Below are 22,625 nucleotides of genomic sequence, written 5' to 3'. Positions count from 1 at the left end.
AGGGGAGCAAACATAAAATGGGAGTCGACGTAAATGTCATTTTTCAAATCGCCGGAGTCGGTATCGTGGTTGCGTTTCTGCACACCATACTTGACCAAATGGGAAAAAAAGAATACGCCCAATGGGTGACGCTGCTTGGCTTTATCTATATTTTATTTATGGTGGCGACGATTGTCGATGACCTGTTCAAAAAGATCAAAGCTGTGTTTCTATTCCAAGGATAGGGGGGCTTACAGATTGAGATTGTTCAAATTGTAGGTTTAGGCCTGATCGCCACATTTCTCTCCCTGATCGTAAAAGAACAGAAACCGACTTTCGCGTTTATGATTGTCGTCTTCAGCGGCTGCGTGATCTTTCTTTATCTCATCGACCAGATTTACGACATTATCAGAATGATAGAAAAAATAGCCGTCAATGCAAATGTCAATATGGTCTATGTGGAAACCATTTTAAAAATTATCGGCATCGCCTACATCGCTGAATTCGGAGCGCAGCTTACAAAGGATGCGGGCCAGGGAGCGATTGCTTCGAAAATAGAGCTGGCCGGAAAAATTTTGATACTGGTAATGGCCGTGCCGATACTCACCGTCATTATTGAAACGATTCTCGGACTTATTCCTTCTTGATCAAAAATAAAATGGAAAGGGGGGGCACAAAAAATGAAGCGCTTTCGGTGGGCGGGAGCTTTTTTGTTCATCCTCTTATTTTTTCAGACTGAATGTGTACAAGCTGCCGGAACAGACGGTGCGTCGCAGGAAACCGCAGTTCACCAAGAATCCGCTGATGAAGTGGCGAAAAAGCAGGCCGAAGCGCTGAAAACAGAAGGCATCGGAAAGTTTTGGGACGACATCATGACAGAATACGGCGGTCTTCTGCCTGAAAGCCAAAAGGGAAGCATCATCGACTTTATTAACGGAGAAAAAACGTTCTCGCCGGAGGCATGGCTGAAGGCTTTATTTTCATACTTGTTTCATGAAGTGCTCGCAAACGGAAAGCTTCTGGGAACTTTGATTCTTCTCACCATTTTTTGTGTCATTCTGCAGCTCCTGCAAAATGCGTTCCAGCAGAGCACCGTCAGCAAAGTGGCTTATGCAATCGTCTACATGGTGCTGATTATTCTCGCTTTAAACAGCTTTCATGTTGCCGTCAATTATGCCAGTGAAGCGATCCAGACGATGACAAGCTTCATTCTCGCGCTCATCCCGCTTTTACTTGCGCTTTTGGCGTCTTCCGGGGGAGCCGTCTCCGCAGCTTTTTTTCACCCCGTTATTTTATTTCTGATGAATACGAGCGGCCTTCTCATTCAAAACATCGTCATGCCGCTTATCTTCCTGTCAGCGATTTTAAGCATCGTCAGCACGATGACGGATCAATATAAAGTCACGCAGCTTGCCAATCTGCTCAGAAATATCGCGATCGGCGCGCTTGCCGTATTCCTCACCGTGTTTCTCGGCGTCATCTCCGTTCAGGGGGCTTCGGCTGCCGTGACAGACGGGATTACGCTCAGGACTGCAAAATTTATAACAGGCAATTTTATTCCCGTGCTCGGCCGGATGTTTACGGATGCGACGGATACGGTCATCAGCGCCTCGCTCCTATTAAAAAACACCGTGGGAATCCTCGGAGTCGGAATTTTGATCTGCATCTCCGCGTTTCCGGCGATCAAAGTGCTCTCGCTCGCTTTTATTTATAAGCTCGCGGCCGCTATTCTGCAGCCGCTCGGAGGCGGGCCCGTCATTACGTGCCTCGGCGTCATCAGCAGAAGCGTACTGTATATTTTCGCGGCGCTCGCCATCGTCTCTCTCATGTTTTTCCTCAGCATCACAGTCATTATTACAGCAGGCAACCTCACCATGATGATGAAATAAAGGAGGCCCATTGGATATGAGCTTTTTAACAGAATGGCTGACAAGCATTATTTTATTTATCTTATTCGCCATCGTCATCGACATGCTGCTGCCCAGCTCCAGTATGCAAAAATACGCCAAGATGGTTGTCAGCCTGCTGTTAATCATTGTCATGCTCAACCCGATATTCAAACTTTTCAAAACAGACCCGGAAATCATGTTCGATTATTTGACAAAACAAGAGCAATCTCAATCCGCTGATATAAAAAATCAAATTAAATCAGAAAAAAAAGAAATACAAGCATCAAACCGCGCATATGTTTTAGAAGAAATGGCTGTCCAACTAAAAAAGAAAGCGGAGGAGATGTTCAGTCATGACGAATACAAAATAGACGACATCCGCCTTACAGCGGAAGAACAGGTTCGTTCAGAAGAAGATGTAAAAACGATCAGCGTGTATATGGCCCCATCTTCTGAAAAAACCGTGCAAACCGTCGCACCGATCGACATCCGCACAGACCGCAAATACGAACCGGAAGGCGCAGCCGACAAAAAAGAGGCCGCAGACATCAAAGGAAAACTTGCGGATATATGGGAAATCGGCAGTGAGAAAATTACGGTTTATATGGAAGGCGGGGAGAAAAACGGCCATGAATAAAAACGGACTATGGACCATACTCAAAAAACAGCTGATGATCGGACAGGCGAAAGACGGAGAAAAACCAAAACTGACAAAATATCATTACTTTCTGTTCGTGTTTGTGCTCGGGGTATCTTTTATGCTGGTCAGCCAGCTGTTCTCTTCACCGGAGAAAACCGGGAAGGACCAAGCGGTGCAGACCGTCATGTCCGGCCGAACGGAAGACAAAAGCGGGCAAAAAAGCGCACCCGTTTTTAAGGCATCGAAAGACGGCAGCGCAAAAACCACGATCGATGATTACGAAAGAGACTATGAAAACCAGCTGAAAGAAATCCTTGAAACGATTATCGGTGTGGAGGATGTCTCAATTGTCGTAAACGTAGACGCAACATCTTTGAAAGTGTTTGAGAAAAATAAAACGAAAAAAGACACCACCACTGAAGAAACCGATAAAGAAGGCGGCAAAAGAAGCGTAACCGATCAAACCTCTGAAGAACAAATTGTCATGATTCGAAACGGGGACCAGGAAACCCCGGTCGTCGTCCAGACGAAAAAGCCCGATATCCGCGGTGTACTCGTTGTCGCTCAGGGAGTGGACAACGTTCAAATAAAAAAAACCATCATTGATGCCGTCACAAGGGTGCTCGATGTTCCGAGCTATCGTGTAGCGGTTGCCCCTAAAAAAATCAAGGAGGATTCATAAATCATGCTGAAAAAACAAACGGTTTGGCTTTTAACAATGCTCAGTCTCGTCGTGGTATTAAGTGTTTATTATATTATGTCGCCGGAAAGCAAAAATGCCGTGCAGATGAAAAGCGAAAAAAGCAGCGGAGAAGTCGCCACTGAAAAAACGCCGGCTCCTGAAACGAAAGATAAGAGCGGAAGCGGCACGGAAAAAGAAGACGGCACTAAAGGAACGAAAGATTCTAAAGGCACAAAAGAGGATAAAGAAACATCAGCCGAAGCATCGGACAAAGACGGAACGATCGCCACAGAAACAGCTGATGAAAACTTATTTACCGCATACCGCATGGAGCTTGAAGACGCGAGAAGCAAAGAAAGGGAACAGTTAAACAGCATTGTTTCAAGCGATGATGCGACCGCAAAGGAAAAAAGCGAAGCCTACGATAAAATGACGGCGCTGAGCAATGCTGAAGGGACGGAAAAACAGCTGGAAACGCTGATTAAAACACAAGGCTACAAAGATGCGCTCGTGGATGCTGAAGGAGACAAAATCAACATTACCGTCATGTCTGACAAACATTCAAACGCAAAAGCTTCCGCTATCATTGACCTGGTGGAAAAAGAAATCAAGACGATGAAAGACGTCGCCGTCACGTTTGAACCGACAAAGTAAGAGACCTGAACCGCCCGCACCCGCTGCGGGCTTTTCTGATGTCATTTTAGATCAGTGTTGAATTTACACAAGCGCTCCTGTAAGATAAACATAGTATGTACTTTTAGTAGCAACCCATAAATTTCTATTTTTTATACATAGGAGTGGAAACTGATGTTAAAAATCAACGAAATTCATGAACTGATAAAAAGAATCGATGAATCTTCCATCGACGAATTTGTTTACGAAATTGAAGGCGTAAGCCTCAAACTGAAAAAAAATGAAGCGCCGGCAGTGAATGTAACGGGACAAGCCCAAGCCGTTCCCGCCGCTTACGCACCTGCTCCGCAGGCTGCAAAACCGGAAGCGAGTGAAGCCGCTCCTGCTCAGGAAGCGCCGAAACAAGACGAAAACCTGCACAAAATTACGTCTCCGATGGTCGGAACGTTTTATGCTTCTTCATCGCCGGAAGCCGGCCCTTACGTAAACCAAGGTTCAAAAGTGAGCGAAAATACAGTTGTTTGTATCGTAGAAGCAATGAAACTCTTTAACGAGATTGAAGCCGAAGTAAAAGGAGAAATCGTTGAAGTGTTAGTTGAAAACGGCCAGCTGGTCGAATACGGACAACCTCTATTTCTTGTAAAAGCTGAGTAAGGAGACCTGCTATTATGATTAAAAAGCTATTGATCGCCAACCGAGGAGAAATCGCCGTCAGAATCATCCGGGCCTGCAAAGAGCTGGGCATTGAAACTGTAGCCGTTTATTCTGAGGCAGATAAAGACGCCCTGCATGTCCAAATGGCCGATGAGGCTTTTTGTATCGGGCCGAAAACATCAAAAGAAAGCTATTTAAATGTAACGAACATCGTCAGCGTCGCAAAGCTGACCGGCACGGATGCGATTCATCCGGGATACGGGTTTTTAGCTGAAAACGCCGACTTTGCCGAGCTGTGCGAGGAATTAAACGTAACGTTTGTCGGCCCTACGGCGGACGCCATTTCAAAAATGGGAACAAAAGATATCGCGCGCGACACGATGCAGCTGGCGGGCGTGCCGATTGTGCCCGGTTCAAAAGGAATCATAAAAAATACGGAAGAAGCGGTTTCGCTTGCAGGTGAAATTGGGTATCCTGTCATTATAAAAGCCACTGCGGGCGGAGGCGGAAAAGGCATCCGGGTCGCACGCACAGAAGAAGAACTGATCAAAGGCATTGAGATTACCCAGCAGGAAGCCGCTACGGCATTCGGAAATCCGGGTGTGTACATCGAGAAGTACATAGAAGATTTCCGCCATGTTGAAATTCAGGTGCTTGCGGATAATTACGGAAACACGATCCATCTCGGAGAGCGTGACTGTTCTATCCAAAGACGTCTGCAAAAACTTCTTGAAGAGTCACCGTCACCTGCGCTTGATTCTGAAATCAGGGAGCAGATGGGTGAAGCAGCGGTAAAAGCAGCGAAGGCCGTCGGTTACACGGGAGCCGGCACAGTAGAATTCATCTATGACTACAGAGAACAGCGCTACTACTTCATGGAAATGAACACGCGTATTCAAGTAGAGCATCCTGTCACAGAAATGGTGACGGGAACGGATCTGATCAAAGAACAGATCAAAGTGGCATCCGGACAGGAGCTTTCGCTCAGACAGGAAGACGTTGAATTTAACGGCTGGGCGATTGAATGCCGCATCAACGCTGAAAATCCTGCGAAAAACTTCATGCCTTCACCCGGTAAAATTAACATGTACCTGCCGCCGGGCGGGCTCGGCGTACGCGTGGATTCAGCCGCATATCCCGGCTATTCGATCCCGCCGTACTATGACAGTATGATTGCTAAAGTCATCACATACGGAACAACGCGTGATGAGGCAGTCGCACGGATGAAACGCGCGCTGAGCGAATTCGTGATTGAAGGTATTGAGACGACGATCCCGTTCCATTTGAAACTGCTTGAACACGAAACATTTGTCAGCGGAGAGTTTAATACAAAGTTTTTAGAAACATATGATGTAATGGGCTCATAATTTTTGCGGGAGGTGAATTGAATGGAAGACAACAGTGTGCTTAAAATGGATCATGATGAGGCTCATTTAGGCAAGGTTGAAATTGCTCCTGAGGTCATTGAAGTCATTGCCGGCATCGCCGCTTCCGAAGTTGAAGGAGTTGCTGAAATGCGCGGCAATTTCGCCACGGGCGTCGTAGAACGCTTCGGCAAAATCAATCACGGCAAAGGCGTAAAGGTCGATTTAGCCGATGACGGGATTACCATCGACGTCTATTGCGTCGTTCAATTCGGGATCTCGATCCCGAAAGTGGCGGCAAGCGTTCAGGAGAATATCCGCCAAACCTTATTAAACATGACGTCTCTGACCATTAATGAAATCAATATTCATATCGTCGGCATTCAATTTGACACGAAAGCCCAAGAAGTCGAAATCGACGAAGAAATGTAATGAGCGTATAAAAACCAAGGGGATGGGCAGCCCTTTGGTTTTTTATACGTTTCCCGTCATTTCAGGCATGAAGAAAGCCGGCTTACAAACGGCAGCCGAGTTTCTTCATGCTGTGAAATCCGAATGAAATTAATACGGTTTGTGAAAATATTCGGCATTAGGGTGAAAAAACCTAAATTTCGACATGCGATTGAGAAAAAAATATGTTATGATCTCTTTAAGCTTAACGACAAGCGGATAAAGCGGATCTGAAGGAGAAAGAAAATGAAAAGAAGAACAGCTAGAGAAAAAGCTTTGCAGGCACTTTTTCAGATTGATGTCAGCGATATTGCACCGAACGATGCCATTGAGCACGCGCTTGATGGTGAAAAAACAGATGCCTTCTTTGAACAGCTGGTGTACGGAGTGATCGAACATCAGGTTCAGCTTGATGAAATGATTTCCGGCCATCTCGTCAATTGGAAGCTTGACCGGATTGCAAACGTAGACCGCGCGATCCTGCGTCTGGCGGTGTATGAAATGGTTTATTCTGACGACATTCCTGCTAACGTGTCATTAAACGAAGCAATCGAGCTGGCAAAACGGTTCGGCGACGATAAAGCTGCAAAATTCGTAAACGGGGTTCTTTCTAACATTAAAACTGATATCGAATCATAGGAGGAAAGAAAATGACTGCAACAATCATCGACGGAAAAGAAACGGCTAAAGAAAAACGCGAACAATTGGCAAAAGAAGTAGAAGAGCTGAAAGCACAAGGCGTAGTGCCTGGATTGGCGGTCATTTTAATCGGAGACGATCCCGCTTCTGTTTCATATGTGACAGGCAAGAAAAAAGCCGCTGAAACAATGGGAATGAAATTTAAGCTTGACCGCTTTGACTCAAGCTTAACCGAGGCGGAGCTTTTAACAGTGATTGATCAGTATAATCAAAATCCGGAATTCCACGGCATTCTCGTCCAGCTGCCGCTCCCGGATCATATTTCTGAAAAAGCCGTAATCGAGCGGATCTCCCCTGATAAGGATGTTGACGGTTTCCACCCTCTCAACGTCGGGAAAATGCTGCTTGGCGAAGATACATTTCTTCCATGCACGCCGCACGGAATTGTCGAGTTATTGAAAAAGACGAACGTAGATCTTTCCGGCAAAGAAGTTGTTGTAGTCGGACGAAGCAATATTGTCGGTAAACCGGTCGGCCAGCTGCTGCTGAACGAAAACGCGACCGTCACATATTGCCATTCCCGCACGAAAAATATGTCTGAGCATACGAAAAAAGCAGATATTCTTGTGGTAGCGGTCGGTAAAGCGAACTTCATCAAAGCTGATCAAATCAAAGAGGGAGCCATTGTCATTGATGTCGGCGTCAACCGTCTCGAAAGCGGAAAACTCTGCGGAGACGTTCAGTTTGATGAAGCGAAAGAAAAAGCATCTTTCATTACGCCGGTGCCGGGCGGAGTAGGTCCGATGACCATCACAATGCTTGCGCATAATACTGTTAAATCTGCCAGACGTACGTTATCATAGATAATCGGAGACAGTCACAAAAAGTGTGACAATGAGCACGATACCCGCTTCTTAAGGCTCCTTTCAGCCAGAGCGGGTTTTCTTAGTTTAGGGCAAAAAGCCTTTATGAAAGGAGTGCAGGATGTGAGTGAAGCGGCATATGTCACGGTTTCCGCGCTGACCAAATACATTAAACGAAAATTCGATGTGGACCCTCATCTTGAAGACATTTGGATTAAGGGTGAGCTCTCCAATGTTAAAATTCATACGAGAGGCCACATCTATTTTACATTAAAAGATGAGCATGCCCGCATGCAGGCCGTCATGTTTCAGAGGCAAAGTTCGAGGCTTGCGTTTAAGCCAGAAGACGGAATGAAGGTCATCGTAAGAGGCGGCATCTCCGTCTATGAACCGAGCGGAAGCTATCAGCTGTACGCGAAAGAAATGCAGCCGGACGGTGTGGGGGCGCTCTACTTAGCATATGAAGAATTAAAGAAAAAACTTGCCGGCGAAGGGTTGTTTGATGACCGGCATAAGCAGGCCATCCCCGCTTTTCCGGCCACGATCGGGGTCGTCACGTCACCGACGGGAGCAGCCGTCAGAGACGTCATTACCACACTCAAAAGAAGATACCCCCTTGTGAAAGTCATTGTGCTTCCCGCGCTCGTTCAAGGTGAAAATGCCAGCAGATCGATTGTGAAGCGCATTGAAGAAGCCAATGCACAAAAAATGTGTGACGTCCTGATCGTCGGAAGGGGAGGGGGCTCGATCGAAGAATTGTGGGCATTTAACGAAGAAATCGTGGCCCGGGCGATTTTTGCTTCCGCCATTCCGATTATATCAGCCGTCGGACATGAAACAGATTTTACAATCAGTGATTTCGTCGCGGATATCCGGGCGGCAACCCCGACAGGAGCGGCAGAAATTGCCGTTCCCCACACGACGGACTTAATGGAACGGACAAAAACGGCGGAAGTCCGCCTGACAAGAGCGATGCAGCAGCATATCAGCAAGAAAAAAGAACGGGTTCAATCGCTCCAGTCATCCTACGCGTTCCGTTTTCCGAAACGATTGTATACCCAAAAAGAACAGCAGTTTGACCTTTTGTATCAGCAGTTCCAATCACAGCTCACAGGGCTTACGGACAGGAAACAAAGGCAGCTGGAGCGGAATACGTACAGATTAACGGCGCTCCACCCTGAAACCCAGCTGAAACAGGCGAAAAAACGGTACGAGGAGCGCTCAAATCAGCTCGCCCGAAGCATGAATGTCCAGCTGAAGCAGCTTCATTCGCAGTTTCAGACGGTTCTTGGTAAACTGAATGCATTAAGTCCCCTTCAGGTGATGGAGAGAGGATACAGTCTGGCCTATAAAGACAAAGAGCTGATCAAAAGCGTTGATCAAGTGGAACAAAATGATACGCTTGAAGTAAAGATGACAGACGGCGTTCTGACGTGTGAAGTATTGCAAAAGAGAGGCGAACGATAATGACAGAAACCAAAAAAAGTGAAGAGCTGACATTTGAAGAGGCGATGAAAGGCCTTGAAGGCATTGTGGCAAAGCTTGAAGAAGGAGACGTGCCGCTGGAGCAGGCGATTAATTATTTTCAGGAAGGGATGGCCCTTTCAAAAATGTGCCATGAAAAGCTTCAGCATGTCGAAAAGCAAATGGACTTTATTTTAAAAGATAACGGCGAACTTGCACCTTTCAGCGTTCAGGAGGAAGACGAAGGTGACAAATAAACTGGACGCATTTTTAGCATCGCGCAAACAACTGATTGAACAGCAGCTTTCTTTGTATACAGAACGGCTTGCGATGCCGGAAACCCTTAAAAAATCTATGCTGTATTCTTTGGAAGCGGGCGGAAAGAGGATGCGCCCCCTCGTCGTCTTAGCCGTTCTGAATGCTTACGGAAAAGATGAAAAAGACGGGATTCCGGTCGGATGCGCTGTCGAAATGATTCATACGTATTCTTTAATCCATGATGATCTGCCTTGCATGGACGATGATGATCTGCGCCGGGGAAAGCCCACAAACCATAAAGTCTTCGGAGAAGCGGCAGCCGTATTGGCCGGAGACGGGCTTCTGACAGAAAGCTTTAAATTGATCACATCTCATGTGTCTGAGGCGGTTTCAGCAGAAAAACGGCTTCGTCTCGTCGATGAGCTGATCAGTGCAGCGGGAACGGAAGGAATGGTCGGCGGGCAGGCTGCCGACATGGAAGCGGAACAAAAGCAGGTAACGCTTGAGGAGCTGGAATCCATCCACGAGCGGAAAACGGCCAGGCTCCTCGGTTTTTCCGTGACGGCGGGCGCCATTTTGGCAGATGCGCCGGAGGATGAAGTCGAAAAGCTCCGTTTGTTCAGCAGCCATATCGGCATCGGATTTCAAATCAGAGACGACATCCTTGATATTGAAGGGCATGAGGAGAGGATCGGCAAACCGGTCGGCTCAGACACGTCGAACGAAAAATCAACGTATCCGTCGCTTTTAACACTTGAAGGCGCGAAAGAGAAGCTTGCGTATCATATCAGTGAGGCGAAACAGATCATCAGCGGCCTTTCTCTTCAGAAAGAACTGCTGCATGACCTCTGTGATTTAATCGCGGCGAGAGATCATTAAAAACGGTCCTGATTTGAAGGGGCTGCCGCTCCTATGGTAAAATGTAAGCAGTTTCGATGAAAATACAAAGGGAGTCTTTTTCTCTTTTCAAAAAGACACTGTTTAATTTGCAGAAATTCATGCTGAAAGTGAGTTGATCCGCTTTGGATCTTTTATCAATACAGGACCCGTCATTTCTTAAAAAGATGTCAATTGAACAGCTGGAAGAGCTGAGTGAGGAGATCCGCAATTTCCTCATCACATCGCTGTCTGCCTCTGGCGGCCATATTGGGCCGAACCTCGGGGTTGTCGAGCTGACAATTGCGCTTCACAAAGAATTTGACAGTCCGAAAGATAAATTTTTATGGGATGTCGGACATCAGTCCTATGTTCATAAACTGTTAACCGGACGCGGCAAGGAGTTTGAAACCTTGCGCCAATATAAAGGGCTTTGCGGTTTCCCGAAACGCAGCGAAAGCGAACATGACGTATGGGAAACAGGCCACAGCTCAACCTCGCTCTCAGGCGCGATGGGAATGGCTGCCGCCCGTGATATTAAAGGATCGAAAGAATATATCATCCCGATTATCGGAGACGGCGCTTTAACCGGAGGAATGGCGCTTGAAGCGCTGAACCATATCGGTGATGAGAAAAAAGACATGATCGTCATCCTGAATGATAATGAGATGAGCATTGCGCCGAATGTCGGGGCGATTCATTCTATGCTGGGACGGCTTCGCACGGCCGGCAAATATCAATGGGTAAAAGACGAGCTTGAATATTTATTTAAGCGCATCCCGGCCGTCGGCGGAAAATTGGCTGCCACAGCTGAACGGATAAAAGACAGCTTAAAATATATGCTTGTGTCAGGCATGTTTTTTGAAGAGCTGGGCTTTACGTATTTAGGCCCGGTTGACGGTCATTCCTACCACGAACTGTTTGAAAACCTGCAATACGCCAAAAAAACGAAAGGCCCTGTCCTTTTACATGTCATTACGAAAAAGGGCAAAGGCTATAAACCGGCTGAGACCGACACAATCGGCACATGGCACGGAACGGGGCCGTACAAAATCAATACGGGTGATTTCGTCAAGCCGAAAGCCGCGGCGCCTTCATGGAGCGGACTTGTCAGCGGCACCGTGCAGGAGCTGGCGCGTGAGGATGACAGAATTGTAGCCATTACACCGGCCATGCCGGTCGGCTCCAAACTGGAAGGGTTTGCGAAAGAATTCCCTGAACGCATGTTTGACGTTGGAATCGCAGAACAGCATGCGGCGACGATGGCGGCTGGAATGGCGCTCCAAGGCATGAAGCCGTTTCTTGCGATTTATTCGACCTTTTTGCAGCGGGCGTACGATCAGGTCGTCCATGACATCTGCCGTCAAAACGCGAATGTATTTATCGGCATTGACCGCGCCGGTTTGGTCGGCGCCGACGGGGAGACGCATCAAGGCGTCTTTGACATCGCCTTTTTGCGGCATATACCAAACCTCGTTTTAATGATGCCGAAGGATGAAAATGAAGGCCGCCATATGGTCAATACAGCCCTTAATTATGAGGAGGGTCCGATCGCGATGCGCTTCCCGCGCGGGAACGGGCTCGGCGTAAAGATGGATAAAGAGCTGAAAACCATTCCGATCGGAACATGGGAAGTGCTCCGTCCCGGAAAAGACGCGGTCATTTTAACATTCGGTACGACCATTGAAATGGCGCTGGAAGCGACTGAAGAACTGCAAAAAGAAGGCCTGTCCGTGCGTGTCGTGAATGCGCGGTTCATAAAACCGATTGATAAACAAATGATGAAGGCCATTCTTAATGAAGGTCTGCCGATTTTAACGATAGAAGAAGCCGTGCTTGAAGGCGGATTCGGCAGCACGATTCTTGAATACGCTCATGACCTCGGCATGTATCATACACCGATTGACAGAATGGGCATCCCAGACCGGTTTATTGAACACGGCAGCGTAACCGCCCTGCTTGAAGAAATCGGTCTCACTAAGGTTGAGGTTATGAACCGGATCAAACTGCTGATGCCGCCGAAGACACATAAAGGAATTGGATCATGACAGCAAAAAAAGAACGATTAGATGTACTTCTTGTAGAAAAAGGCCTTGCGGAAACGCGGGAAAAAGCGAAACGCGCCATTATGGCGGGCATCGTATACTCAAATGAAAACCGATTGGACAAACCGGGTGAAAAAATCGCCCGGGATCTTCCGTTAACGGTAAAAGGAAACCCTCTTAAATACGTCAGCAGAGGCGGATTAAAGCTTGAAAAAGCTCTGGAAGTGTTTCCCGTCTCGGTAAAAGGAAAAACGATGATTGACATCGGCTCGTCTACAGGGGGATTCACGGATTGCGCCCTCCAAAACGGAGCCGAGCGGTCCTACGCAGTGGATGTCGGCTATAATCAGCTTGCTTGGAAGCTCAGACAGGACGAGAGGGTCGTCGTCATGGAACGGACGAATTTCCGCTATTCCGAGCCTTCCGATTTCACAGAGGGTTTGCCGGAATTTGCGACAATCGATGTTTCTTTCATCTCACTCCGCCTCATTCTGCCGGTTTTAAAAACGCTGCTTGTACCGGGGAGCGATTGTATCGCACTGGTGAAGCCGCAATTTGAAGCCGGACGGGAATCCGTCGGAAAAAAAGGCATTGTCAGAGATCCCGGTGTTCATACTGACGTTCTCCGCCGCATGAATCAATTTGCCGCTTCTGAAGGATATACAGTGAAAGGACTGTCCTTCTCACCGATTACAGGGGGAGACGGCAATATTGAGTTTCTGCTTCATTTGGAATGGGGCGGAGAAGACGGAAACGGCGCTGAACTGCCGGAAGAAGACATTCTCCGTACCGTCCGCGAAGCACATGAGACATTAAAAGCCAAAAAGACAGATGTACCGGAATAATAGGGGGCTATTATTCCTTTTTTCTGCCATCATGTACTTTTTATCAAGAAGCGGTTAACATAATGACAAGAACAGCTTGAAAACAGAGGTGCTTACATGACAAAAGGCCAAAGGCATATAAAAATCAGAGAGCTTATTACAAGCCATGAGATTGAAACGCAGGATGACTTAGTTGACATGCTGAGAGAAGAAGGATATAAGGTAACTCAGGCGACTGTCTCCAGAGACATTAAAGAGCTGCATCTCGTAAAGGTGCCGACAAACAACGGCTCCTACAAATACAGCCTGCCGGCGGATCAGCGGTTCAATCCGCTGTCAAAACTGAAGCGTTCATTAATGGATGCGTTCGTAAAAATTGACTCAGCAAGCCATATGATCGTATTAAAAACGATGCCGGGGAATGCTCAGGCAATCGGCGCTCTGATGGATAATCTCGAATGGGAAGAAATCATGGGCACGATTTGCGGAGATGACACGATCTTAATCATCTGCAGGACGCCTGAAGATACGGAGGGCGTTCAAAGCCGTCTTTTGGAGCTGCTGTAGCGTAATTATCAGATAAAAGGTGGAATGCTGTTTGTTAGCTGAACTATCAATAAAAAACTTTGCCATTATAGAGGAACTGACGATTTCGTTTGAACGGGGGCTCACCGTCCTGACGGGAGAAACAGGGGCCGGCAAGTCAATTATTATAGACGCCGTTTCCCTATTAGTCGGCGGCCGCGGCTCGTCTGAATTTGTCCGTTACGGTGAAACAAAGGCCGAGCTTGAAGGACTGTTTCTTTTGGACAGCGGTCATCCCGTTTTTGAAGTATGCCGTGAGCAGGGAATAGACGCATCTGACGACATGATTGTCATGAGAAGGGACATTAATGCCGGAGGAAAAAGCGTCTGCCGTGTCAACGGAAAATTAGTGACGATTGCGGCTTTGAGGGAAATCGGCAGACTTTTATTAGATATTCACGGACAGCATGATAACCAGCTGTTAATGGAGGACGATAAACACTTAGAGCTGTTGGACAGGTTTGCGGGCGCTGAGGCCGAATCCGCGCTTCAGGCTTACCATGAAGGCTATGAGCGTTATATGAAGCTGCTCAAAAAAGTGAAGAAGCTGTCAGAAAGCGAGCAGGAAATGGCGCATCGGCTAGACCTGATTCAATTTCAGCTTGAAGAAATCGAGTCGGCGAAGCTTGAATTGAATGAAGACGAGCTTCTTCAGGAAGAACGGAAGCAGATATCCAATTTTGAAAAAATTTATGAATCATTGCAAAACGCCTATAATGCGCTCCGCAGCGAGCAGGGGGGGCTTGACTGGGTCGGAATGGCCTCTGCCCAGCTTGAAGATATTTCGGATATCAATGAACCGCTGCAAAAGCTGTCTGAAAGTGTGTCAAGTTCCTATTATCTGCTGGAGGATGCAACCTTTCAGATGCGCAATCTGTTAGATGATCTGGAATATGACCCGGAACGGCTGAATTTTATTGAAACCCGTTTAAATGAGATCAAACAGCTGAAGCGCAAATACGGAGCGACGGTAGAAGACATTTTGGAATACGGCTCTAAAATAGAAGAGGAAATCGATCAAATCGAGAACCGCGACAGCCATCTTGAAGCGCTGAAGAAGGAATTGGAGTCGGTCGGCAAAGATGTGGCCGTAGAAGCCGCCAATTTATCAAAAATCAGAAAAGCTTGGGCTAAGAAACTGGCGGAAGCGATTCATCAGGAATTAAAAAGTCTGTATATGGGCAAATCCACGTTTGATACGGAATTTCTCGTGAAAACCGATCCGTCAGCCAGTGAAGCACCGGTTGTTAACGGGCAGCCCGTGCAGCTTACCCAAAAGGGGATTGACCTTGTGAAGTTTTTAATTTCAACAAACACCGGTGAGCCTTTAAAACCGCTGTCAAAGGTCGCTTCCGGAGGCGAGCTTTCAAGGGTGATGCTGGCGATGAAGAGTATTTTTTCTTCCCAGCAGGATGTCACCTCCATCATCTTTGACGAAGTGGACACCGGTGTAAGCGGGCGGGTTGCCCAAGCCATCGCGGAAAAAATCCATAAAGTATCGACCGGTTCACAGGTGCTCTGCATTACACACCTGCCGCAGGTTGCAGCTATGGCGGATACGCACCTTCTAATCGCAAAAGAATTCAAAGACGGCCGGACGACAACGCATGTCACGCCGCTTTCCAAACAGGACAAGGTAGCGGAAATCGGCCGCATGATTGCGGGCGTCGAAGTGACCGATCTGACAAAACGGCATGCACAAGAGCTTTTAAAACAGGCCGGACAGGTAAAAACGACAGGATAAGCTGCTGATACAGGCAGCTTATTTTTTTGTTCCATTTCTCTAACAGTGTATCCAATGTTTTTCTTCGTATGCCGGTTATAAATCAAGCGCAGGAAGGCAAAAGTATAGATGTAGCAGAAAAAGAAAGTGGTGTGGGATAGGAGCGAGGAGAGTGAAGGAATGAATGCACGATAACATGAGGAAAGCAATAGGTGTAATTCTCCTTGTTTCTTTACTAAGTGTAGGCTTTTTTAAGCCATTTAAAGAATATTTACTGATACCATCAGAAATGAGCGTCTTTGAAAACCAGACACAGGCCGTTCCGGTCAATGCATCAATAAGCGCTGAAAAGGGCGAATTATCAGAAGCCTTTACGCTGAAAGAAGAGCACGGCCATGCAAACATAACAGGGCAAACACAAGGCCGGTCAGAAGTAGTATATGATCTTGCCGGATTTCCCATTAAAAAAACGAAAGTGCGTGTCCTTCCAGAATTGAAGGTCATTCCGGGCGGACAGTCCATCGGTGTAAAACTGCATTCAGTCGGTGTTTTGGTCGTCGGTTTTCACCAAGTGATGACAAAGGATGGAAAAAAGTCTCCGGGAGAACAAGCGGGAATTGAATCTGGCGACATCATTATTAAAATGAACGGACATAAAATTGAAAAAATGAGCGACATCGCCCCGTTTATTCAAAAAGCGGGCAAAACCGGTGAATCTTTGGATTTATTGGTGAAACGCGATAAGCAAAAAATCAAAACAAAGCTGATTCCGACAAAGGACGAAGCCGAGGGGAAATATCGAATCGGCCTTTATATCCGCGATTCGGCAGCCGGCATCGGCACCATGACATTTTTTGAACCGAAAACAAAAAAATACGGCGCATTGGGCCACGTCATCTCTGATATGGATACAAAAAAACCGATTGTTGTAGAAGACGGAGAAATCGTCCGTTCAACTGTAACATCGATTGAAAAAGGAAAAGGCGGCAATCCAGGCGAAAAACTGGCAAGGTTTTCGTCAGAACGGAAAACGATCGGCGATATTAACCGCAACAGCCCGTTCGGCATCTTCGGGACACTGCATCAGCCGATTAAAAACAACATTTCCGACAAAGCGCTTCCGATTGCTTTGTCAAATGAAGTAAAAAAAGGACCTGCGCAAATGCTGACGGTTATCGAAAACGATAAAGTAGAGAAATTTGATATTGAAATCGTCAGCACCACGCCGCAAAAATTCCCGGCGACAAAGGGAATGGTGTTGAAAGTGACAGATCCGAAACTGCTGAAAAGAACCGGCGGAATCGTTCAGGGGATGAGCGGAAGCCCGATCATCCAGAACGGAAAGGTCGTCGGAGCCGTAACCCACGTATTTGTCAATGATCCGACAAGCGGCTACGGCGTTCATATCGAATGGATGCTGTCTGAAGCGGGTGTTGATGTTTACGGGAAAGACAAAGCAAGCTGACTGCCGGATGATCCGGCAGTTTTTTTATGTGATGCGTTCTTCACTTCTTTCCTGGATTCATGTAAAATAAGACATGAAGATTTTTCGACAAATTCACGTTTCCTGATTTGTCAAACTTAATTTTTAGTCGAAAAACCTAGAAAATGCTAAAAAAACAAAGATATACCACTATTATTGGTAAATATGGATTTTTTAAAAGGGGAAGTAGTGGTTTTGTCGAATGTAACATGTAGCAGTCAAATGGGTTGCGTCCTGTTAATACATTGGGGGAGGAAGAAACGTGGAGAAAATTAAAGTTTGTGTTGCTGATGATAATCGAGAGCTTGTAAGCCTGTTGAGTGAATATATAGAGGGACAGGATGATATGGAAGTGATCGGCGTTGCTTATAACGGACAGGAATGTCTTTCTTTGTTTAAAGATAAGAATCCAGATGTGCTCGTTTTAGACATTATCATGCCGCATCTGGACGGACTTGCGGTTTTGGAGCGTCTGCGGGAATCAGAGCTCGAGAAGCAGCCGAACGTCATCATGCTGACGGCATTCGGTCAGGAAGACGTTACGAAAAAAGCCGTCGATTTAGGCGCGTCCTATTTCATCCTGAAGCCGTTTGATATGGAAAACCTTGTCGGCCATATCCGCCAGGTAAGCGGAAATGTCAGCAGTGTCACACACCGTGCCCCGTCTGCGCAAAGCAGCATTATCCGCAGCCAGCCTGAGCCGAAGCGGAAAAATCTCGATGCCAGCATTACAAGCATTATCCATGAGATCGGTGTGCCTGCCCATATCAAAGGCTATCTTTATTTGCGTGAAGCCATTTCCATGGTGTATAACGATATTGAACTCCTCGGCAGCATCACAAAAGTCCTTTATCCCGACATCGCCAAAAAATTCAACACGACCGCAAGCCGTGTAGAACGGGCCATCCGCCACGCCATTGAAGTCGCATGGAGCAGGGGAAATATTGATTCCATTTCTTCACTGTTCGGATATACGGTAAGCATGACAAAAGCAAAGCCAACCAACTCGGAATTCATCGCGATGGTTGCTGACAAGCTGAGATTAGAGCATAAAGCTTCGTAACGCAAGCTTTTGGCTAGATGTCTTTTTCACGCCTTCTATTCCGTGCATGAACGCGGAAGAGAAGGCGTTTTGAAATTTTGCTGGCGAAAACAATGGAAATCACTCACGCCGTTACTTGTTCTATACATAAATGCGGTATCTATGCTGTCTACACGTATAATACCGGAGCTGATATTTTAATGATTTTGCCGTCTCTGAAATAAAAGCGGGGGACGCGGCGGCTTAACACAGATAAGACTTCGTAGCTGATCGTACCGAGCATTTCGGCAATTTCATCAACGGAAATCTCGGCACCTTGTTGTTTACCGTAGATGACGACTTCTTCTCCTTGTTTGCCCTCATTCTCACCTAAACTGACCATGATCATATCCATTGTCACTCTCCCCGCCACCGGCACCCGTCTGCCGCGGTGAAGAATAAACCCGCGGTTGGACAGGGCGCGGGAGTAACCGTCACCATAGCCGATCGGAATCGTCGCGATGATTTCACCCGGTTCGGCGATATATGTGGCGCCATAACTGACGGTCCGGGGATCTGTCACCATAGCTTTCACATAAGCGATACGCGCCTTTAAACTTAGTGCGGGTGTGAGATCCACGAGGTTCAGTTCCTTTATCGAGGCGGACGGATATAAACCATATAACCCAATGCCTAAACGGATCATGTCGGCGCTGAATTCCGGGAATGCGATAGCGGCGGCTGTATTGCACATATGCACGGTAGGCAGCGTAATGTCTTGATTTTTTAAAAAGCGGAGAAAGCTGATAAACTTTTCGTGCTGCAGCATCGTCAGCTCAGTGTCCGGTTCATCCGCTGTTGAAAAATGTGTAAAGATGCCATCCCATGACAGATATGTACTCGACTTGAGCGCTTTCACCACTGCTAAAAGATCTTCTTCCGTACGCACACCCAGCCGGCCCATTCCCGTATCCACATTGATATGAATGGACAGCCGTTTCGAATCTGCTTCTTTTTCCAATATCCGATTCGCTTTTTTGATCCAGCTGACTTGAAACGCTGATAATGTTATGTTCCAAACGGCAGATTTTTTCACACAGCTGAGAGCTGTGAAGCCGAGCACAAGAATAGGTGCCGTAATTCCCGCTCTCCGTAACACAATTCCCTCTTCGACGCTGGCGACAGCGAGCTCGCTCGCCCCGCTTTCCAATGCCTGCCGCGCTACTTCCACAGAGCCGTGGCCATAAGCGTTCGCTTTTACGACGGCCATAATTTTAGACGTATTCGGAATATGGCGGCGGATCGCCCGTACGTTCTTTTTTATCGCATCAAGGTCAACTTCAATCCAAACTTCCCGGCAAAGTTTTTTCATCACGATTCCTTCTTTCCTTAATGAGTTTCAGTACTCATGCTTTCAATCTGCATTCTATTCACCTTGAACTGAAATCATTCAAAACAAGGGAAGGTGATCGCTGATGTTTAAAAATCAAGTTTTTGGGAAATCAGTGTGTCTGCTTTATTTATGCTGAAAGGGCTGCATGGCAGCCCTTAAATTGACTTTACAATATTCTGATCTGAAAATTGATGTTCAAACATTTTGGACTGGCTTACAGCATTGTTTTGAATGACAATGCCGATATTTCCCCCTCCGGCACCGAAAACAGTTTTTGATGCAGTCAGCGGACTGATGGATATGGCGCCGCCAACATTGACAACTCCGTTTCCTGATACGTTGTTTATCGTAATCGGGCAACCGCTCATTCTATTTTTTCTCCTTTCTCTCACAGTCTACTAACTATATGTACGCTGTGATATGGAATAAGATTAAACAAAACGGCAAAAAGAATCCGGCTGCTGCCAGCCGGAAAGGGAGGGAAATACGGATGTCATAGTGTTTTCGTTACATTTTGATCAGAGTATTGAGAGCTTGAAGATTGAGATGTACTGGATTGATTCATTTGCAGGACCATCCCTGTATTTCCCCCACCTGAGCCGTAGACGGTTTTTGATACGGTTAAAGGACTTATCGAAAACGCACCGCCGACATTGACAACCCCGTTTCCGGAAAGACTGTTAATCGTAATAGGAAAACCAGCCATCATATACGGTCTCCTTTCTATTAATCTAGTTACTATATGTACGCTGTGTGTTAGAAATAGGAGTAAACAAAGCGGTAAAAACTTGTAAATCAAAAAAAACTGCCGGACATCCGGCAGTTTTTTTAGTCTACTTTTCAAACGGCACCCAGCCGCCTGTATTCTGAATCATTTCCCATAACGGTTCAGGAAGTCGGTATTTCTCAATTTCAGATGCTTGAATGGCTTTTTCGATTTCCTGTTCGCGGCCTTCTTTGACCAGCACCGCCCATTCGGGGTTAATCAAAATGACACGTCCCAGAGCCACCAGCGGAATTCCGCTTTCTAATACAGCAAGCGCTTCGTCCGCGGTATAGATGGAACCGACGGCCATCAGCGGCACTTTATGGCCGACGCGTTCGTTTAATAAATCCATCCGCGTCCGTGAAGAATCCGCCCCGCGGCGGGCTTTGGAGTTGACATCCATCAGTGAAATATGCAGATAATCCAAGTTCTCTTCCGCAAGCGCGTCGGCGAGCATGAATGTTTCTTTCATTGTAAGCCCCGGTGTTTCCGGCTCTTCCGGTGACAGGCGGTAGCCGAGAACGAATGGATTTTCAGCGTGTGTATCAATTGCCTGTTTGACAGCGTCAACGACTGCAAGCGGGAACGCAAGGCGCTTTTCATCGCTTCCGCCCCAGCGGTCTGTGCGCCGGTTTGTTTTCGGTGAATAAAATTGGTGAATCAGGTACCCGTTTGCCCCGTGAATTTCAACACCGTCAAAGCCGGCTTCAATCGCTCTGCGTGTCGCTTCGCCGAATGCTTTCACGATGTGCTCAATTTCTTGTTCGGTGAGAGCCCGGGACGTTTGTCTCCCGTCTTCTTCTGAGCCGCTCGGACTGACGACGTCGTTGTTTGGCACGAGTTCAGGAGGGCATTCCAATCCTCCGTGGTGAATCTGCACAACGGCTTTCGCTCCTTGAGACTGGATCGCCTGAGCGAGTTTTTTCAAGCCGGGAATGTGAGAATCATCATAGATGCCGGGCTGGCCTGGAAACGCTTTGCCGTCCGGCGTTACGTTTGCACATGCCGTAATGACCATGCCCATTTCTTTTGAACGGGGAGTAATGTAGCTTAATTCACGGTCGGAAATCGTTCCGTCATCATTTGATGAATAGTGTGTCATCGGTGCGACTGAAATACGGTTTGGTATGGTGACGCCGCTTTCGAACGTAAAAGGTTCAAACAGCGGTTTATAAGTTTGCTTCATCATTTCGCCTTCTTCCTTAGGAGTTTAACTCGTCCGTATTCTAGCTTATGTTTTAATTGTGTGCAATTATTTTGCTTGTTCTTCTTCCTGAGGTTATGACCGGCTGAACCATTTAAACGAATGAAACGGTTTTCTCCGTTCCTTTTCAGGATCTTTATATCCTCCTGAAATTTGATGGCCGATCGAGCTGAATATGACAGCGGCGGCGAAGAGGAGAATGATTTTTTTCATATACATATCTTCTTTCTTATCTTTTACAAGGTTATTTATAAGCATACGCTTGTGCGAAAAAACCGTCAATTTGTTTTTATTTATTCTTTTTTCCACTTTCCTGCGGCGAATATCGTTCCGATCTGAATCACAACACTTAACAGAGCGCACACTGCCACAACTGTGTTGCTGTCCATAGAAGACACCCTCCTTTTTGTTAGGTTGATGTATCATATGACAGCTGTCTCTGTTTTGACAAAACCGTAATGCGGTGTTTCATATTTTTCAACACAAAAAGGGCGCTTTTTTAAGCGCCTTTACTTTTTTTTCAGCCGGTTCAAAGCGATTTGAACGGCGATGGCGTCATCCAGGTAGCCGATCGGAAACATGTAATCCGGAATGACGTCGGTCGCTAAAATATAATACAGCAGCGCGCTCCCGAGAATCGCGCGGTCTTCAGCCGGTGTTGATTCATCCATATACTGATGATGCATGTTTTTCAAATGATCAATAAAAGGGCCGACGCTTTCTTCATTGTCCATTTTCTTTTGAAACTCATCGCAAATCAGGCGATGGCCCTGCTGGGTTTTGGCATATTGTTCATATCTGGTCAGTTCGCGCTCAATTTGCTCCCGGGAAAAAGGCTGATCAAACATCTCGGCCATATTCAGCATATCCTGAATCGCGTGCATCGGGTCTTGCGGCGCAGCTTCTTTTTCATGGCCGATGTCTATGCCTGACGCCTCAAGCAATTCCTCCAGCGGGGTGCGGAGATGTTTTGAAAATTCCTGAAGATGCTTTAAATTGGCCTTCTGCTTGCCGTTTATAATCCGGGAGATGGTGGCCGTATCAATGTTTGTTAAGGCGCCGAGTTTTCTCATGGAGAGCGAGTGCTTATCAAGCAGTGATTTTAAAAGGGGCCCCAGTGTCGTATTTTTATTTTCTGTCAAGGGTGTCACCTCGTTTCCGCCGGAATGATGATCATTAATCAATAATTT

26 protein-coding genes are annotated in these 22,625 nt (G+C 46.8%); 20 read left to right on the top strand and 6 right to left on the bottom strand.

The window, feature by feature from the left end:
- The first annotated feature begins 17 nt into the window (after positions 1-17).
- The 20 genes from spoIIIAC (at position 18) to spo0A (ending at position 18,114) form a co-directional block, all read left to right on the top strand.
- On the top strand, positions 18-224 hold the full coding sequence (gene spoIIIAC, locus NQS30_RS04790; RefSeq protein WP_003153142.1) for a stage III sporulation protein AC: 207 nt from the start codon (positions 18-20) through the stop codon (positions 222-224).
- A 12-nt stretch (positions 225-236) separates the two neighbouring features.
- Positions 237-626 (top strand): stage III sporulation protein AD, encoded by a 390-nt coding sequence (spoIIIAD, locus tag NQS30_RS04785; RefSeq protein WP_071392571.1) that lies wholly within the window; start codon positions 237-239, stop codon positions 624-626.
- A gap of 33 nt (positions 627-659) precedes the next feature.
- Positions 660-1,868, top strand: a complete 1,209-nt coding sequence (spoIIIAE, locus tag NQS30_RS04780; RefSeq protein ID WP_003153145.1) for a stage III sporulation protein AE — start codon at positions 660-662, stop codon at positions 1,866-1,868.
- A gap of 16 nt (positions 1,869-1,884) precedes the next feature.
- Positions 1,885-2,505: a stage III sporulation protein AF gene (gene spoIIIAF / locus NQS30_RS04775; protein WP_218791294.1), complete on the top strand. Its 621-nt coding sequence runs from the start codon at positions 1,885-1,887 to the stop codon at positions 2,503-2,505.
- On the top strand, positions 2,498-3,190 hold the full coding sequence (spoIIIAG, locus tag NQS30_RS04770; protein WP_033574142.1) for a stage III sporulation protein AG: 693 nt from the start codon (positions 2,498-2,500) through the stop codon (positions 3,188-3,190). The genes spoIIIAF and spoIIIAG overlap by 8 nt, the downstream gene beginning before the upstream one ends.
- A 3-nt stretch (positions 3,191-3,193) precedes the next feature.
- The gene (locus NQS30_RS04765) at positions 3,194-3,844 is read left to right on the top strand and encodes a SpoIIIAH-like family protein (protein WP_025284989.1); all 651 of its coding nucleotides are present in this window, start codon (positions 3,194-3,196) and stop codon (positions 3,842-3,844) included.
- Between the two features lie 153 nt (positions 3,845-3,997).
- On the top strand, positions 3,998-4,477 hold the full coding sequence (gene accB / locus NQS30_RS04760) for an acetyl-CoA carboxylase biotin carboxyl carrier protein (RefSeq protein ID WP_007408347.1): 480 nt from the start codon (positions 3,998-4,000) through the stop codon (positions 4,475-4,477).
- A 14-nt stretch (positions 4,478-4,491) separates the two neighbouring features.
- Complete coding sequence (accC, locus tag NQS30_RS04755) at positions 4,492-5,844, top strand: acetyl-CoA carboxylase biotin carboxylase subunit (RefSeq protein ID WP_007408348.1); 1,353 nt, start codon at positions 4,492-4,494, stop codon at positions 5,842-5,844.
- A gap of 21 nt (positions 5,845-5,865) precedes the next feature.
- Entirely contained in the window at positions 5,866-6,273 is a 408-nt protein-coding gene (locus NQS30_RS04750) for an Asp23/Gls24 family envelope stress response protein (protein WP_003153156.1), read from the top strand.
- A gap of 264 nt (positions 6,274-6,537) precedes the next feature.
- Positions 6,538-6,930, top strand: coding sequence for a transcription antitermination factor NusB (gene nusB / locus NQS30_RS04745; protein ID WP_007408349.1), 393 nt, complete (start codon positions 6,538-6,540; stop codon positions 6,928-6,930).
- A gap of 11 nt (positions 6,931-6,941) precedes the next feature.
- Positions 6,942-7,793: a bifunctional methylenetetrahydrofolate dehydrogenase/methenyltetrahydrofolate cyclohydrolase FolD gene (gene folD, locus NQS30_RS04740; protein ID WP_007408350.1), complete on the top strand. Its 852-nt coding sequence runs from the start codon at positions 6,942-6,944 to the stop codon at positions 7,791-7,793.
- Between the two features lie 123 nt (positions 7,794-7,916).
- Entirely contained in the window at positions 7,917-9,260 is a 1,344-nt protein-coding gene (gene xseA / locus NQS30_RS04735; RefSeq protein ID WP_007408351.1) for an exodeoxyribonuclease VII large subunit, read from the top strand.
- On the top strand, positions 9,260-9,514 hold the full coding sequence (locus tag NQS30_RS04730) for an exodeoxyribonuclease VII small subunit (RefSeq protein ID WP_007408352.1): 255 nt from the start codon (positions 9,260-9,262) through the stop codon (positions 9,512-9,514). The genes xseA and NQS30_RS04730 overlap by 1 nt, the downstream gene beginning before the upstream one ends.
- Positions 9,504-10,394 (top strand): polyprenyl synthetase family protein, encoded by an 891-nt coding sequence (locus NQS30_RS04725; protein WP_218791293.1) that lies wholly within the window; start codon positions 9,504-9,506, stop codon positions 10,392-10,394. The genes NQS30_RS04730 and NQS30_RS04725 overlap by 11 nt, the downstream gene beginning before the upstream one ends.
- A gap of 143 nt (positions 10,395-10,537) precedes the next feature.
- Positions 10,538-12,439: a 1-deoxy-D-xylulose-5-phosphate synthase gene (gene dxs / locus NQS30_RS04720; RefSeq protein WP_015240195.1), complete on the top strand. Its 1,902-nt coding sequence runs from the start codon at positions 10,538-10,540 to the stop codon at positions 12,437-12,439.
- Positions 12,436-13,281, top strand: coding sequence for a TlyA family RNA methyltransferase (locus tag NQS30_RS04715; RefSeq protein ID WP_007612503.1), 846 nt, complete (start codon positions 12,436-12,438; stop codon positions 13,279-13,281). Before dxs ends, NQS30_RS04715 begins: the two co-directional genes overlap by 4 nt.
- 96 nt (positions 13,282-13,377) lie before the next feature.
- A complete protein-coding gene (gene ahrC, locus NQS30_RS04710) occupies positions 13,378-13,827 on the top strand; it encodes a transcriptional regulator AhrC/ArgR (RefSeq protein ID WP_003153173.1) in 450 nt (149 codons plus the stop codon).
- A 31-nt stretch (positions 13,828-13,858) separates the two neighbouring features.
- Entirely contained in the window at positions 13,859-15,589 is a 1,731-nt protein-coding gene (gene recN, locus NQS30_RS04705; RefSeq protein WP_007408359.1) for a DNA repair protein RecN, read from the top strand.
- A 163-nt stretch (positions 15,590-15,752) separates the two neighbouring features.
- Entirely contained in the window at positions 15,753-17,033 is a 1,281-nt protein-coding gene (spoIVB, locus tag NQS30_RS04700; RefSeq protein ID WP_007408360.1) for a SpoIVB peptidase, read from the top strand.
- Between the two features lie 280 nt (positions 17,034-17,313).
- Positions 17,314-18,114: a sporulation transcription factor Spo0A gene (spo0A, locus tag NQS30_RS04695; protein ID WP_003153177.1), complete on the top strand. Its 801-nt coding sequence runs from the start codon at positions 17,314-17,316 to the stop codon at positions 18,112-18,114.
- Positions 18,115-18,262: 148 nt separating this feature from the next.
- Here the strand turns inward: spo0A and alr are convergent, their stop codons facing one another.
- The 6 genes from alr to NQS30_RS04665 all read right to left on the bottom strand — a co-directional run bounded on the left by alr (position 18,263) and on the right by NQS30_RS04665 (position 22,577).
- Entirely contained in the window at positions 18,263-19,444 is a 1,182-nt protein-coding gene (gene alr / locus NQS30_RS04690; RefSeq protein ID WP_012117960.1) for an alanine racemase, read from the bottom strand.
- A gap of 176 nt (positions 19,445-19,620) precedes the next feature.
- Complete coding sequence (locus NQS30_RS04685; protein WP_003153181.1) at positions 19,621-19,833, bottom strand: spore germination protein; 213 nt, start codon at positions 19,831-19,833, stop codon at positions 19,621-19,623.
- A gap of 125 nt (positions 19,834-19,958) precedes the next feature.
- Complete coding sequence (locus NQS30_RS04680; RefSeq protein ID WP_007408362.1) at positions 19,959-20,171, bottom strand: spore germination protein; 213 nt, start codon at positions 20,169-20,171, stop codon at positions 19,959-19,961.
- Between the two features lie 127 nt (positions 20,172-20,298).
- Positions 20,299-21,417, bottom strand: coding sequence for an NADH-dependent flavin oxidoreductase (locus tag NQS30_RS04675; protein WP_015240192.1), 1,119 nt, complete (start codon positions 21,415-21,417; stop codon positions 20,299-20,301).
- A gap of 93 nt (positions 21,418-21,510) precedes the next feature.
- A complete protein-coding gene (locus tag NQS30_RS04670; RefSeq protein WP_014470646.1) occupies positions 21,511-21,648 on the bottom strand; it encodes a hypothetical protein in 138 nt (45 codons plus the stop codon).
- 296 nt (positions 21,649-21,944) lie between these two features.
- A complete protein-coding gene (locus NQS30_RS04665; protein WP_007408365.1) occupies positions 21,945-22,577 on the bottom strand; it encodes a helix-turn-helix domain-containing protein in 633 nt (210 codons plus the stop codon).
- Between the last annotated feature and the right edge of the window lie 48 nt (positions 22,578-22,625).

This window comes from Bacillus sp. B1(2022) (assembly GCF_040259625.1).
Classification (GTDB): domain Bacteria; phylum Bacillota; class Bacilli; order Bacillales; family Bacillaceae; genus Bacillus; species Bacillus velezensis.
This window is presented reverse-complemented; position numbering and strand designations above follow the sequence as displayed.

Bases quoted from the DNA above. Each gene is read 5' to 3' on its own strand.
- NQS30_RS04715 (WP_007612503.1), top strand. From the start codon at position 12,436: ATGACAGCAAAAAAAGAACGATTAGATGTACTTCTTGTAGAAAAAGGC.
- NQS30_RS04765 (WP_025284989.1), top strand. From the start codon at position 3,194: ATGCTGAAAAAACAAACGGTTTGGCTTTTAACAATGCTCAGTCTCGTC.
- alr (WP_012117960.1), bottom strand. From the start codon at position 19,444: ATGAAAAAACTTTGCCGGGAAGTTTGGATTGAAGTTGACCTTGATGCG.
- ahrC (WP_003153173.1), top strand. From the start codon at position 13,378: ATGACAAAAGGCCAAAGGCATATAAAAATCAGAGAGCTTATTACAAGC.
- accC (WP_007408348.1), top strand. From the start codon at position 4,492: ATGATTAAAAAGCTATTGATCGCCAACCGAGGAGAAATCGCCGTCAGA.
- spoIIIAF (WP_218791294.1), top strand. From the start codon at position 1,885: ATGAGCTTTTTAACAGAATGGCTGACAAGCATTATTTTATTTATCTTA.
- folD (WP_007408350.1), top strand. From the start codon at position 6,942: ATGACTGCAACAATCATCGACGGAAAAGAAACGGCTAAAGAAAAACGC.
- spoIIIAG (WP_033574142.1), top strand. From the start codon at position 2,498: ATGAATAAAAACGGACTATGGACCATACTCAAAAAACAGCTGATGATC.
- accB (WP_007408347.1), top strand. From the start codon at position 3,998: ATGTTAAAAATCAACGAAATTCATGAACTGATAAAAAGAATCGATGAA.
- NQS30_RS04675 (WP_015240192.1), bottom strand. From the start codon at position 21,417: ATGAAGCAAACTTATAAACCGCTGTTTGAACCTTTTACGTTCGAAAGC.
- NQS30_RS04670 (WP_014470646.1), bottom strand. From the start codon at position 21,648: ATGAAAAAAATCATTCTCCTCTTCGCCGCCGCTGTCATATTCAGCTCG.
- NQS30_RS04750 (WP_003153156.1), top strand. From the start codon at position 5,866: ATGGAAGACAACAGTGTGCTTAAAATGGATCATGATGAGGCTCATTTA.
- NQS30_RS04685 (WP_003153181.1), bottom strand. From the start codon at position 19,833: ATGAGCGGTTGCCCGATTACGATAAACAACGTATCAGGAAACGGAGTT.
- nusB (WP_007408349.1), top strand. From the start codon at position 6,538: ATGAAAAGAAGAACAGCTAGAGAAAAAGCTTTGCAGGCACTTTTTCAG.
- spoIVB (WP_007408360.1), top strand. From the start codon at position 15,753: ATGCACGATAACATGAGGAAAGCAATAGGTGTAATTCTCCTTGTTTCT.
- spoIIIAC (WP_003153142.1), top strand. From the start codon at position 18: ATGGGAGTCGACGTAAATGTCATTTTTCAAATCGCCGGAGTCGGTATC.
- spoIIIAE (WP_003153145.1), top strand. From the start codon at position 660: ATGAAGCGCTTTCGGTGGGCGGGAGCTTTTTTGTTCATCCTCTTATTT.
- NQS30_RS04730 (WP_007408352.1), top strand. From the start codon at position 9,260: ATGACAGAAACCAAAAAAAGTGAAGAGCTGACATTTGAAGAGGCGATG.
- NQS30_RS04680 (WP_007408362.1), bottom strand. From the start codon at position 20,171: ATGGCTGGTTTTCCTATTACGATTAACAGTCTTTCCGGAAACGGGGTT.